The sequence below is a fragment of the Maribacter sedimenticola genome, from assembly GCF_900188415.1.
GTDB lineage: Bacteria > Bacteroidota > Bacteroidia > Flavobacteriales > Flavobacteriaceae > Maribacter > Maribacter sedimenticola.
The window spans coordinates 702,183-715,893 of record NZ_FZNV01000002.1 but is presented as its reverse complement, the minus strand read 5'-3'; the positions used below and the strand labels follow the sequence as shown (position 1 = coordinate 715,893).

15 protein-coding genes are annotated in these 13,711 nt (G+C 36.1%); 10 read left to right on the top strand and 5 right to left on the bottom strand.

Annotated elements, in window-relative coordinates; translation table 11 throughout:
• The first annotated feature begins 34 nt into the window (after nt 1–34).
• Entirely contained in the window at nt 35–883 is an 849-nt protein-coding gene (locus tag CHB68_RS08225; RefSeq protein ID WP_089260362.1) for an AraC family transcriptional regulator, read from the top strand.
• On the opposite strand, the gene CHB68_RS08220 is transcribed toward CHB68_RS08225, so the two are convergent.
• From CHB68_RS08220 to CHB68_RS08210, 3 genes are all read right to left on the bottom strand, one after another.
• Nucleotides 880–1,428, bottom strand: a complete 549-nt coding sequence (locus tag CHB68_RS08220; RefSeq protein WP_089260361.1) for a DUF4494 domain-containing protein — start codon at nt 1,426–1,428, stop codon at nt 880–882. The two genes, CHB68_RS08225 and CHB68_RS08220, sit on opposite strands and share 4 nt — an antisense overlap.
• Nucleotides 1,429–1,585: 157 nt before the next feature.
• The gene (locus tag CHB68_RS08215; protein WP_089260360.1) at nt 1,586–2,260 is read right to left on the bottom strand and encodes a LytR/AlgR family response regulator transcription factor; all 675 of its coding nucleotides are present in this window, start codon (nt 2,258–2,260) and stop codon (nt 1,586–1,588) included.
• Nucleotides 2,253–3,323, bottom strand: coding sequence for a sensor histidine kinase (locus CHB68_RS08210; protein ID WP_089260359.1), 1,071 nt, complete (start codon nt 3,321–3,323; stop codon nt 2,253–2,255). The genes CHB68_RS08215 and CHB68_RS08210 overlap by 8 nt, the downstream gene beginning before the upstream one ends.
• A gap of 190 nt (nt 3,324–3,513) precedes the next feature.
• Here CHB68_RS08210 and CHB68_RS08205 point away from each other — a divergent pair, with 190 nt between their 5' ends.
• The 9 genes from CHB68_RS08205 to CHB68_RS08165 all read left to right on the top strand — a co-directional run bounded on the left by CHB68_RS08205 (nt 3,514) and on the right by CHB68_RS08165 (nt 11,423).
• Complete coding sequence (locus tag CHB68_RS08205; RefSeq protein WP_089260358.1) at nt 3,514–3,795, top strand: CREC-EF hand family protein; 282 nt, start codon at nt 3,514–3,516, stop codon at nt 3,793–3,795.
• 35 nt (nt 3,796–3,830) lie between these two features.
• Nucleotides 3,831–5,312, top strand: a complete 1,482-nt coding sequence (locus CHB68_RS08200) for a CotH kinase family protein (protein WP_245838882.1) — start codon at nt 3,831–3,833, stop codon at nt 5,310–5,312.
• Nucleotides 5,313–5,394: 82 nt separating this feature from the next.
• Complete coding sequence (locus tag CHB68_RS08195) at nt 5,395–6,174, top strand: YHYH protein (RefSeq protein WP_245838880.1); 780 nt, start codon at nt 5,395–5,397, stop codon at nt 6,172–6,174.
• A 2-nt stretch (nt 6,175–6,176) separates the two neighbouring features.
• Nucleotides 6,177–6,803 (top strand): toxin-antitoxin system YwqK family antitoxin, encoded by a 627-nt coding sequence (locus tag CHB68_RS08190; protein ID WP_089260356.1) that lies wholly within the window; start codon nt 6,177–6,179, stop codon nt 6,801–6,803.
• Between the two features lie 52 nt (nt 6,804–6,855).
• Complete coding sequence (locus CHB68_RS08185) at nt 6,856–7,470, top strand: SCO family protein (protein WP_317043810.1); 615 nt, start codon at nt 6,856–6,858, stop codon at nt 7,468–7,470.
• Between the two features lie 201 nt (nt 7,471–7,671).
• Nucleotides 7,672–8,730 (top strand): nickel-binding protein, encoded by a 1,059-nt coding sequence (locus CHB68_RS08180; RefSeq protein ID WP_245838878.1) that lies wholly within the window; start codon nt 7,672–7,674, stop codon nt 8,728–8,730.
• Nucleotides 8,731–8,848: 118 nt separating this feature from the next.
• Nucleotides 8,849–9,580 carry a methanethiol S-methyltransferase gene (gene mddA, locus CHB68_RS08175; protein WP_089260616.1) on the top strand — a complete coding sequence of 244 codons (732 nt, stop codon included), beginning with the start codon at nt 8,849–8,851 and terminating at the stop codon, nt 9,578–9,580.
• 30 nt (nt 9,581–9,610) lie between these two features.
• Nucleotides 9,611–9,985: a group I truncated hemoglobin gene (locus CHB68_RS08170; RefSeq protein WP_089260353.1), complete on the top strand. Its 375-nt coding sequence runs from the start codon at nt 9,611–9,613 to the stop codon at nt 9,983–9,985.
• A 46-nt stretch (nt 9,986–10,031) separates the two neighbouring features.
• Nucleotides 10,032–11,423 (top strand): FAD-binding oxidoreductase, encoded by a 1,392-nt coding sequence (locus CHB68_RS08165; RefSeq protein ID WP_089260352.1) that lies wholly within the window; start codon nt 10,032–10,034, stop codon nt 11,421–11,423.
• Between the two features lie 286 nt (nt 11,424–11,709).
• Here CHB68_RS08165 and CHB68_RS08160 read toward each other — a convergent pair whose 3' ends face one another.
• Nucleotides 11,710–12,387: a type 1 glutamine amidotransferase domain-containing protein gene (locus CHB68_RS08160; RefSeq protein ID WP_089260615.1), complete on the bottom strand. Its 678-nt coding sequence runs from the start codon at nt 12,385–12,387 to the stop codon at nt 11,710–11,712.
• 39 nt (nt 12,388–12,426) lie between these two features.
• Nucleotides 12,427–13,425, bottom strand: coding sequence for an NADP-dependent oxidoreductase (locus CHB68_RS08155; protein WP_089260351.1), 999 nt, complete (start codon nt 13,423–13,425; stop codon nt 12,427–12,429).
• Nucleotides 13,426–13,711: the final 286 nt, after the last annotated feature.

Genomic DNA, 13,711 nt, shown 5'->3' with positions numbered 1-13,711 from the left:
ATTTGTATACATTAATAGTTAATTATAACTTATAATGAAACCCATCATTGAAAGAATAGACCTTAAAGAATCCCAAACATCTTTTCGGTATTTTAAATTAAAAGAACAACAATTTAAACCCTTTTGGCATTATCATCCAGAGCTGGAACTTACTTTAATTACCAAGGGTAGCGGTACACGGTTTGTTGGTAACAGTATACTTAACTATACTGAAAATGACTTGGTCCTTTTGGGTAGTAACCTACCTCACAATTATATATCCCACTTAAATAACCCATCAATGACCCAAGAAGCGATCGTTATTCAATTTCCAGCCCATTTGTTTGATAGTTTTATAGAATGTGAGGCTTTTAAAACACTGTATAGTTCTGCCACTAGGGGTATACAGTTTTTACATCCCGCCCCACAACTGTTAGAACAATTATGCTCGTTTGATGATTTATCAAAAACAGGGCAATTGGCCGCTTTAATTGAAATAATTCAGCAATTGCTTCTTCACGAAGACACGGTTTATCTCTCCTCATCCTCATACCTTCCGCAAATGGTAACCGATAAATCAAAAAGTAAAATAAAAGTCATTACGTCTTACATTCTTGAAAATCTTACCAGTAAACTTACCGTAAACCTAATGGCAGAAAAAGCCCATATGATAGCTCCGTCTTTTTGTAGATGGTTCAAAAAAAGTACGGGGCATTCGTTTGTGACATTTTTAAATTTATCCAGAATAGAATTAGCCTGTATGCATTTATCCACAACGGATAAACCTATACAGGCTATTGCTTTTGATTGTGGCTTTGAAAGCTTATCTCATTTTAACCGAACATTTAAAAAATTGAAAGGATTAAGCCCAAGGGAATTTAGAAATTCAATGCTATCGCATTAAACCGTTACCTCATTTTCACTCTTCAAACTATCATCTACTTCTAGTACAGGCACCGAATACTTTAGTTCTGTAAATTTTTGAATACGCTCCAAATCATCTTCTTCACCTGAAAAATAAGGAAAAACATCCATAATGGGCGATTCAGTAATGGCAGGAATGGTATAATCTCCCATAGTATCCTTCATTACACTAACCGTATTCTCATAAGCTTCCTTAACATCATTTGCCTGAACCAATAAATATTGATTGGTTTTACGTTCCTTGCCACTCTCCTCATCAAAGGCGATCAAGGATATCTTGGACTTAAACCATCTATCCGAATTTTCAAACGGATGGATTTCTGCGTAATTGGCAACCTTAATGTTCGTAATCTTTATTTCTTCGCTATCACTTAAATAGGCGGACATTTCTTGGGTTATTCTACTTTCTGCTTCAGTATAGGAAATGGCATCTACCAAGAACGGTTCTGTTTTGACCTTTAGCATACCACTTGCCTCATCCAATTTTCTATATTTTACTTTACACTCATACCAAATTGCACTCATATCATGTTTTTTTAGGGGTGGCAAATATAGCAGTTAGCCTTAGTTCCCATCATAAAAAAAACCATTAGATATTCACAATTTCACGAGGTATGCCATAATGTATTTACTAAGAGACATTTAGATTTCTACAGCTAAAAAAGGGAATGAGTAATGGTATTTAGAACACCTCTTTCTTTACCCGCTCATAATAGGAATCGCTCACCGGTATTACTAAATCCTTAAGCAATAAATCTCTTCCCTTTAGGCCCATTACCTTATCCTTATTGATAATATAAGACCTATGTACCCTAATAAACAGGTCGTTTGGCAATTCTTGCTCAACCATCTTTAAACGCTGATTACTTATAATTTTTCTGTCGGACAAATGAAAAGTAACATATTCACTATCACTTTCAACATAGATTATATCCGTATAATTAACCTTATGAAGATCATAACCGGATTTAATGGTGAACGATTCCGAAATGGTTGCATTACCGGTATTTTTAAGTTTGTTCACGGCAGTTAAAAATCGCTCAAATGTTATGGGTTTCAATAAATAATCCAGGACATTAAGTTCATAACCTTCCAATGCGTATTCTGAATAAGCGGTGGTAAATATTATTTTAGTAGTGGGACCGACCATTTTTGCAAAGGAGGTTCCTTTTAATTCTGGCATTTGAATATCCAAAAAAAGTAGGTCCACAGGTTTTTCCTTCATTATTTTAAGGGCATCAAGTGGGTTTTCTACCGATCCAACCAAATGTAAAAAATCTAACTTATCCATGTATGATATAATCAACCTACGGGCCAATTCCTCATCATCTACCACCAAGCAGTTAATTTTATGCATGTAGTTGAAGTATTAAATTCACTTTGAACGTTTGTTCCGCATCATCTATAATTAATTGATGTCGTTTAGGATATAAGATAGCTAATCTTTTCTTGACATTTTCAATTCCAATACCACCAACGGAATCGGTAATTAAGGGGGTCCTTGGCTTACTATTTTCTAATTCAAAACGTATCTGGTTTTTGTTGGCCGCCAAGGATATATGTATGAATGTACCTGTTATTTTTTCAATGTTACTATGTTTTAGCGCGTTCTCTAAAAATGGTATCAATAACATAGGTACTATTTTTATCTGTGGATCCTCTACATTAAAATTTGTGGTAATAGGATACGTTTTACTGCTCTTTAAAGAAAAAAGTTTTATGTAGTTTTCAATATAATCCATTTCCTTTTGTAGTGGTACGATCTCCTGTTCACATTCATAAAGGACATACCGTAACATATCGGAAAGATAACTGATACTTTCTTGGGTTCTGCCTGCATCTATGGCAGAGAGTGCGTAGATATTGTTCAAAGAATTAAATAGAAAATGGGGATTTATCTGTGATTTCAGCAATTTTAACTCTGTCTGTAAGCTTTCATTCTTATTCTTTATAATTTCTTCCTCCTTTCGTTGCGCAAATAAAAATATCTCGACCAAGGTAGCCACAACACAAGCAATGGAAATTAATAATAGGTTTATAAAAAATTTGGAAGGCGGCCTTCTAACTACATCCATTGGCGGTCCCATATCTCCTCTAGGTGACATACCTGGTCCTGGACCAGGACCAGGACCAGGACCCATGTCAGGGCCTAAAGTTGGTACTTGGGTCAACTGGGTCAATATCAAGGTTATTGCAATTACGGTCACCATCAGTGCAATAGAGAACAATAAATATTTCTTTTTGAGTAAAAGGTGGGGTATTGCAAAATAAATCAACAGGCCAATGGCTAGTATTTGGAAGATCAAGGAAAACCAATTCTGCCTAACAAACTCAAATTCCCCTCCATTGAACAGCCAAGCGGTTGACCATATCAATAACCAAAGTACACCGTGAAAAATGAAATTTTTATGTCTTTTCATGCTGCAAATAAAAGATATAATTTTTTAAACCGTCCCTATAAACAAGCTTATAAAACAACGCTATTAAAGTATTCACGGCTTAAAATCAACCATTCACTTAAAGGTTGTCGGCATACGCTTAATATGCCCATTTTGCATTATGGTTTCTTACACCTTTGTAGTCAAATATCAATAATTAAAATTAAAACATATGAAACGAGCTACATTAAAAACAGGATTATTATTTGCCATAATGATTGCTTTGGGAACTTTGGCCGCAACGGCCCAGTCTAAAGGAGAGCGTAGAGAGCCACCTACATTTAAGGAATTATTGGAACAAATGGACAAAGACGAAGACGGACAACTTTCCAAAGACGAGGTCAAAGGACCTTTACAAAAAGATTTTGATAAGATAGATGCCAATGAGGATGGTTTTATAAATGAAGAAGAACTGAAAAATGCCCCTAAACCAAAGGGAAGACCAAGAAACTAATTTCACACAATACGTAATCTTAAATAATAAAACACATGATCATACAGAACAATTATCTCCCTAAAAGTATGTTTCAAGCATTTATCATTTGCCTATCCTTTACATTTTTTACGGCTTGTAGCGATGATGATACCGTTACGGATGCTGATCAGGAAATTACTGAAGGGGAAGTGGAAGAGGAGGATGATACTACCGAAGTGGATGATACCGACTTTACAGCGACCGACTGGACAACTGAAACACACAGTAAGGATGCCGACCCCAATTTTGAAGAAGTATTTGAGGACAATACCGTTAAGCGTTTGGATATTGTCATTACAGAAGCCCGCTGGACCAGTATGCTTGAGGATATGACCTCATTATATGGATCCTTTGGTGCTTCTGCCCAAGGACCGGGTGGCGCTGGTGGGCCAGTTTCGTCATCATCTACGGATGAAGACCCAATCTTTGTTCCCGCAGAGGTAGTTTATGAGGGCAAGGAATGGTACAGGGTAGGGGTTCGCTTTAAAGGAAATAGCAGCTTACAGTCCGCATGGCAAGCAGGTAACCTTAAACTCTCCTTTAAGTTGGATTTTGATGAGTTCGAGGACGACTATCCACAGATTGACAACCAACGTTTTTACGGTTTTAAAAAATTAAGCCTTAAAAACAACTTTGACGATAAATCCATGCTACGTGAAAAAGTCGCAACGGATGTTTTTAGAAATGTTGGCCTTGCAGCGTCTCATACTGCTTTTTATACCGTGTATGTGGATTATGGAGAGGGACCTGTATATTTTGGCGTATACACACTTGTTGAAGAAGTTGACGATACTGTAATTGATGAACAATTTGATGACAATGATGGTAACCTATATAAACCAGATGGTGATGCCGCTACATTTGTCGCAGGTTCCTATAATGAGGATGAATATGTAAAGAAAACCAATGAGGACGAAGCGGATTATTCTGATGTTCTCGCCTTATTGAACAACCTGAACGACAATACCCGTACTTCTGATCCAGAAACTTGGAGAACAAATCTAGAGGCCGTTTTTGATACGGATGTTTTCCTTAAATATTTAGCTACCAATACGGTGATACAAAACTGGGATACCTATGGCAGAATGTCTCATAACTATTATCTATATAATAATCTTGAAAATGGAAAGCTTACATGGATTCCTTGGGACAACAACGAAGCTTTACAGGTAGGCAAACAAGGTGGTTCACCGCAATTGGATTTCTCTGATATAAATGCTGCTCAATGGCCATTGATTTCTTATTTGTATGACGATGATACATATAAAGCGCAATATGACCTATATGTGCAAGAAGTTATTGAAAATGCTTTCAATGAAAGTACTATGCAAGCATTATATACCAATTATGCGGCCTTGATAGAACCATACGCAACAGCTGAGATCGAAGGGCATACCTATTTAAACTCCAGTGCGGATTTCCAAAATGCAATCAACGAGCTAAAGACTCATGTTGCCAATAGAAATACAGCAGTACAAAATTATCTTGATCAATAGGTTGTTTTTGTTTAGTTGACAAAGCTTCATGAGTAATCATGGAGCTTTTTCCCCAAACCATAGACATTATAAATATAATAGCATGAAAAAAAATCCAATTAAAAGAATCACCCCTTTTGCCTTTATTATAGGCATGTTGTTCATTACGTTCATTGCCTGTAGTAGTGACAGTATGGACGACACTACAGAGGATATGGAAGAAAATGAAGACGATGAGCCAATTGTAACAGAACTACATGCTGCATACGGCGCATTTAATACCAATGCCGTAACCGTCTATTTAGATGGATCTGAAGTTGTCATTGAAACCACGGGACTGCCCAACCATGAAACCGTATACTGGGGAGAAGGTAATACGCTTTATCGTGATGAACCTGATGTAGCAACGACACCAAGTATAATGTCCAGCAACAATAATGCAACAACCATTAGGGTAGACGCTACGCCTAATTTATCAGGAAATACCGTTGCCACGGATTTTAATACTATTGGAATTGCGGTCAGTGGTGCTTCTATTTTCAATGATCAAGAAGGAGGTGGTCCTCTAGATTCCGCTGCAGCTAGTTTGGACTGGACTGGGGCGCATATTGGTCCGGGCGTATACCATTACCATCTGGAGCCTATAGCCTTTTCTGACGATGATGAAAACTTAGTAGGTATACTGTTAGATGGTGTTTTTCTCTATGGCCGTAAATGTAATTCAACAGGAGATTATCCTTCAGATCTTGATGCTTCTGGCGGACATACCACTACTACTCAATACACTGATGGTGAAGTAGAATATCATTACCATATTATAAATGAAGTTTATTCAACAACAGGATCATACTTAGCATTTGCAGGTCCTTATCAAGGATATTAAAAATGAGAATAGTTCATTTCCATATTATTTGTTTTATACTGATTTTTCAAATTGGTTGTAAGAATACAACAGAGCCCAAAACTTTGGTGGAGAAACCAATAGAAATTAAGCAAGAAACTAAATTTAAAGAAGAGTTGACATTAAATCAATTGGAAGGAACTTGGTATTATAAAAACTCACCTTATGATGGTTATTCAATAGCCTTACATGAAAATGGTACTTTGGCAGAAAAGGTGGGTTTTATAAAAGGTAAAAGAGAAGGTGAAGCCCAAAAATGGTCTGAAGCCGGAGTTTTACGAGTGGCATATCACTATAAAAACAATCGACTTGAAGGTTCTTATAAAAGCTGGTGGGAAAATGGTCAATTAGCGCAAGATGCTAATTACGTTAATGGCAATATGAACGGGGTTGAAAAGAAATGGTATCCAGACGGGCAATTGGCAAAAGAAAGACAATTGTTAAATGGTAAGGAAGAAGGTTTACAAAAAGCATGGTTGCAAAATGGAACTTTGTACGTAAACTATGAAGCAAAAAACGGACGTATTTTTGGATTACGGAGAGCAAATTCTTGTTATCAATTAGAAGATGAAGTTGTTGTTAGGGATGAAATCGCGAAAAGAGATGAATAAGTCAATTGTAATAATACTGTTTTTTATAATTTTTGCTAGTTGTAAAGAAGCAGTGAAAAAGGAAAACATTCAGGTAACGGAAACCAGTAGGGTAGAGCACTTGCCATATTACAATGATGAATCATTTACGCCTTACTGGATAACGCCAAATTTTAAGGAGGAAAAACAGTTCCATAAAATTCCAGATTTTAAGCTGATCAACCAATTAGGAGATACGGTAACGCAAAATACATTTGATGATCAGATTTACATTACGGACTTCTTTTTTACGAGTTGCCCAGGTATTTGCTTGAAGATGACCAATAATATGACCAAGGTACAAGAAGCCTTTTTAGATAATCCGGAAGTAGCTATTCTTTCACATTCCGTTACTCCATCCATAGATTCGGTTTCTGTTCTTAAAACATATGCTGAAAAGAACGGAGTTATAGATTCTAAATGGCACTTGGTTACAGGTGATAAAACTGAAATTTACAACTTAGGTAGAAACGAATATTTTGTAGAAAATGATTTGGGTATCCCCAAGGATATCAATGATTTTTTACATACGGAAAACTTCCTTCTCATTGACAAGAACAAGCATATTCGCGGTATATATAATGGTTTAAACCGAGCGTCAATAGCACAATTGATTACAGATGCTGAAGCTTTGTTGCAAGAAATGTAATTTCTACTAGTTTAGCTCTAAATTGAATTCATTTCATAACTGTATACCTAGTATTGGGTATTTTAATGTTAAAAATTGAATTACAACCTGTTAACAATCAATTCTCTATATAAAACACTTACTTTTATAAGGCTTACAAAACATAATCCTCCGGTTTTTACGAGCAGTAACCTTGTAAAAAATACCAACATGCCAATATACATGGATAGACACGATGTGTCTCAAGGAGTAACCGCAGAGGATGTAGCAGATCTGCATAATCAAGATTTAATTGTTCAGCATAAATATTGCTGTAAAGGTCTAAGCTATTGGTTCGACGAAGACCGTTCTACCGCATTTTGTTTAGTCGAAGCTCCAAATATGGAAGCGATTATAGAAATGCATACCAATTCACATGGTGATGTGCCCAACACTATAATTGAAGTAGATACTAGTATTGTAGAATCTTTTTTAGGACGCATTGAGGACCCATCCAAATCTCAAAAAACAGAACTTAATATTGTCAATAATCCTGGTTTTCGAATTTTGGCCGCACTTAAATTTATGGATGGCCAATACTTAACCTCTCCGAGTAAAGAAGTACTGGAAAAAATAAAGAACATCATTGAAAATTATGCGGGCCGACTGATAGACAGTCATAAAGAATATTTGCTGATATCCTTTACATCTACAACCAACGCACTGCATGGTATTTTAGAATTGAAAGAATATTATGTTTTGACTACAAAAAGTACAGAGCAAATTCGTATTGGTATTGGAGCGGGAGTTCCAATTACCAAAAACCATGGTTTTTTTGAAGAAACGATTAAGACAGCAAAACGTTTAACAGATATTCAACATTCGCATATCATTGTAACTACAGAAGTTAAAGAGTTATATGAGAGTGAAAATCAGAACAAAAGATTAAATCCTGATATATTTAAAATACTCCTTTTTCAAGAAGAAGAGTTTCTAAACGATGTTATGAATTATTTAGATTGCGAATGGCAAAATCCCAATTTATGTGTAGACGATTTTTGTTCGCATTTGGGATTAAGCACTTCTCAATTATATCGAAAGACCAAAAGTCTACTACATACATCAACCAATTATTTAATTCAAAGACATCGGTTGAACAAGGCTATCAAACTTTTGATTAAAAAAGATATGAACATTTCTGAAATAGCATTTGAAACAGGTTTCAATAGTGCGGCATATTTTACAAAATGCTTTCAAAAAGAATATAACATCCTGCCTTCCAATTATTTAAAAAGTGTTTAAAAGCATAATTTGACTTTTATATTAATGACCGAAAAGTTATAGTATTTGGTTGAAATGTAGAATTTGCAATGAATAAGCATGACTAGATTTGAATGGTAAAACCAAAACAATCAATGTCATGAAAAAAATTATCATCCTTATTTACGGTATTCTAGCTTATTTCATTTTCCTAATTGCTTTTCTGTATGCCATAGGTTTCGTCAATAATTTATGGGTGCCAAAAAGTATAGACTCCGGTGTTGAAATAGATACACTAAATGCTTTATTAATAAACATTGGCTTGCTTAGTGTTTTCGCCTTACAACATAGCGTTATGGCAAGACCGGCATTTAAAAAATGGTGGTTTAACATTATAGGCAAAGCAGCAGAGCGTAGTACCTATATACTCTTATCCAGTCTGGCGTTACTATTAATTTATTGGCAATGGCAGCCAATGACTACGGTGCTATGGTCTGTAGATAATGCAGTTTTAGCTTCTATTATTCAAGGAGTTTTTTTTATGGGTTGGTTAATCGTTTTATTATCTACGTTTATGATAAGCCATTTTGAACTGTTTGGTCTCACTCAAATCGTAGATAATCTTAAAAACAAGGTAACCAAAGAACCTTCATTTAAGGTCAACTATTTCTACGGGCTGGTACGTCATCCTATTATGCTAGGTTTTATAATTGCTTTTTGGGCTACACCAACTATGACTATAGGTCATCTATTATTCGCAGTAGTAACAACCAGCTATATTCTAATTGCAGTTAAATTTCTAGAGGAGAAAGACCTAAAAAAGGCATTAGGTACAACCTATATCGATTATCAAAAAAAGGTTCCCATGATTATCCCTTTTACCAAATTATAAAAACAACAATCTTTTTAAAACCTATATATTATGAACAAATCACTATTTGAACGTCTAGGAGGAAGAGTAGGAATCTCCACTATAGTTGATAACACAGTTACCAATCATATGGATAACCCAGCTGTTAACGCTAGATTCTTGCATTTAAAAAATCAACCGCAACGTCTGGCTATAATTAAAAGTCATACCATCGACTTTTTTAGTGCTGGTAGTGGCGGACCAGCAACCTATACCGGCATGGATATGGTCACGGCCCATACAGGAATGAATATAAGTCCAGGAGAGTATATGCATGTAATGGATGATATTTTCAAAGCGTTAGATCAAAACGGAATTGACGAGGAATCAAAAAAAGATGTCCTTGCCATATTGTGGTCCTTAAAAGGAATGATGATATCAAAATAAAAACAATACAACAATTATATAAAACGAAACAAAACCATGAAAAACCATGAGAAACCTTGAACAACCAATCACAGAAAAACATATAGAAAGCTTACGAAAGCAATTAAATGGTAGACTAATAACAACTAATGACACTTCGTATGACGAAGCACGAAAAATATATAATGCAATGATTGACAAACGTCCTGGCGCTATCGCTATGTGTACGAATGTAAATGATGTTAAAATTGCAGTTGATTTTGGTAGAAATAATAATTTACTCGTTGCAATTAGAGGAGGTGGACACAATGGTGGCGGATTAGGATTATGTGATGACGGAATGGTCATTGATTTATCAGGTCTAAAATCTATTACCGTCAATACAGAAAACAAGACCGTAAAGGTAGGTGGTGGATGTATTTGGAACGAGGTAGATAATGCCACGCATGAGCACGGTTTGGCAATACCTTCCGGCATGGTTTCAAGTACCGGAGTTGGGGGACTTACTCTAGGTGGTGGTGTTGGGTATCTTTCTAGAAAATACGGGTTAACCATTGATAACCTCTTGGAAGCTGAAATGGTTTTGGCAGATGGTTCCTTACTAACAACCAACAAAGATGAACATCCTAATTTGTTTTGGGCTATTCGCGGAGGTGGCGGTAATTTTGGAATTGTAACTAAATTTACTTTTCAGGCACATCAACAGAAAATGGTATATGGAGGACCAACCTTGTGGCCCATAGAACAAACAGAGGAGATTATGGGTTGGTTTGATGGTTTTATTAGAAAGGCGCCAGATGATATAAACGGCTTTATCGCCACTATGATAATTCCCGAATCGCCATTTCCCGAACATCTACATAATAATAAATTTTGCGCCATTGTTTGGTGTTATACAGGTAAAATGGACAAAATGGATGAAACTTTTGCTCCGATTTTAAAAAAGAATCCCTTATTTGCTCATATGGGAGAAATGCCTTATCCGGCTATGCAATCTATGTTCGATGTTTTGTTTCCAACAGGAATGCATTGGTATTGGAGAGCCGATTTTTTTAAATCTTTGACTCCAGAAATTACCGCTCAGCATTTAAAATTTGGTTCAGAAATTCCGACGCCTCTATCACAAATGCATTTGTACCCAATAACAGGTGCAGCAAGTAGGGTAGGAGCAACTGAAACTCCTTGGGCATACCGTGATGCTGATTATTGCGGTGTATACGTTGGTGTTGATCCCAACCCAAAGAATGCTGATAAAATTACGGAGTGGTGTAAAGGATATTATGATGCCTTGCATCCATATTCAGCAGGTGGTGCCTATTCTAATTTTATGATGGATGAAGGGCAGGAACGGGTACAAGCGAGTTATAAACACAACTATAATCGTTTGGCAGCTATAAAACATCAATATGACCCCACTAACTTTTTTAGAGTGAATCAGAATATTATTCCGAAATCATAATTCAGGGAATAATTAAATCGAATTTGATACAGTTTGCTTTGTTTAAAGTAATGAATTCAATTGATGGATATCATAGAGTAGATGATAATATTAGTGGATTTAGGGTGAAGGTTACAACTTAACACAATTCGTGTCAGTTTTAAAGAAATATGAAATATAATTATGGATCAATTAGCAATGGAGCAGAACAATTTGTATCAAAAATATTAGGGATTGATTACCATATAAAACCAAAAAAAAAGCCTGCAAACTGCTTGCAGGCTTTTATATTCAATATGAAATGTTATTATTTCAAAGCTTCAAAAAGTTTCTCGGCAACCAATTCAGATGAAGCAGGATTCTGACCCGTAATCAAATTTCCGTCTTGTACGGCATATGCCGCCCAATCCTCTTTCTTGGAATAAATTCCGCCGCTTTCTTTTAACATATCCTCTACCAAAAACGGAACCACGTTCGTTAACTGGACCGCTTCTTCCTCAGAATTGGTGAAACCGGTTACTTTTTTGCCTTTTACCAATTTATTGCCATCCACACCGGAAACTCTTTTCAAGGCTGCTGGGGCATGACATACAAATGCTATTGGTTTTCCCTGCTCATTAAATGTTTCTATCAATTTTACCGATGTAGCATCATTGGCTAAATCCCATAATGGTCCATGCCCTCCTGGATAAAACACAGCATCAAAATCTGCTGCATCTACCTCTGCCAATATTTTGGTATAGTTCACCAAATCTTGGGCTACCTTATCTTTCTTAAAGCGTATGGTATCCTTGGTTTGTGCGTCCTCGGTATCACTACTTGGATCAATTGGGGCTTTACCGCCCATTGGGGTTGCCACGGTAATTTCCGCTCCTTTATCCAATAAACTATAATAGGGCGCAGCAAATTCCTCAATCCAAAACCCTGTTTTCTTTCCTGTGTCTCCCAATGAATCATGAGAGGTTAATACAAATAATATTTTCATTTTCTTTATTCTTTGGTTCATTAATATATGGTCCAATTATTAGACCTTTACTATCATCTTTCCTTTATTCTTACCATCCATCATATCCAAAAAGGCCTGTGGCGTATTTTCAAAACCTTCTACAATGGTTTCCCTATATGTTAATTTGTCCTCGCCTAGCCATGTAGCTAACTGTTTCATGGCCACCGGAAATTTATCTGCATAGTTAGATACAATAAAACCCTGCATTAAAGCACTGTTCTTTACCAAAAAAGGCTGTACGGCAACGGCCATTGGCAATTCTGTCTTATTATAGACCGATATGGCACCACAAATAATAATTCGTGCAAATTGGTTGATGCTGAACAGTACTGCATCTGATATGGGTCCGCCAACATTGTCAAAATATATATCCACTCCATTGGGGGCTGCCTCTTTTATGGCCGCTTTCATATCCTTGGTGGTTTTATAATTGATGCCATGATCAAATCCAAAATCAGATTTGAGCATGTCAATTTTTACATCCGTACCTGCAATTCCAATTACAGTAAGTCCAAGTATTTTTCCTATTTGGCCAACAACACTACCTACTGCACCAGCGGCTCCAGATACTACCATGGTTTCTCCCTGCTTGGGCTTACCTATTTCATGAAGGCCTAAATAGGCGGTTAAACCCGTCATACCCACAATGCCTAGATATGCACTTAAAGGCGCTTTACTTTTATCTATTTTTTGTAGACCCTCGCCATTGGACACTTGTTTTTCCTTCCATTGCAATAATCCAGAAACAAAATCTCCTTCCTTAAATTTTTCGTTTTTAGACTCCAGAACCTCTGCAACGATACCTGAGCTTATTGGTTCACCTACTTTAAAAGGAGGTACATAAGATTTGGCGTCGCTCATACGGCCACGTAGATATGGGTCTACCGAAATATATTTTGAAACAAGGAGCATTTCCCCATTTTTCAATGTGAAGTTATCATCTAGTTCTTCAAACGAAAAATCATCTAAGGTAGGGGTACCTACCGGTCGTTGTTTTAAATTAATCGAAGTATTCATACACTATTATTTTTCAATTTCATTAATAACTTTATCCCATTACCATCTCCTACAATCCTAGAATTAGGACTATTAGGACGTTCGGTTATCCGGGACTTAAAATCCTTAACTTTTTTACCTTACAAAGGTATCATAAAAAAAGAATGAACGTTCATTTTTAACATTGCTTAACAGTAATGTTGAACTATTTTAAAGATAATTGTTATACTGTTGATCTCCTAAAACCAATAGCGATTGCGTTAACAAACAATAGTTTACGATCAAAAGAATTTTACCTGTATTATAA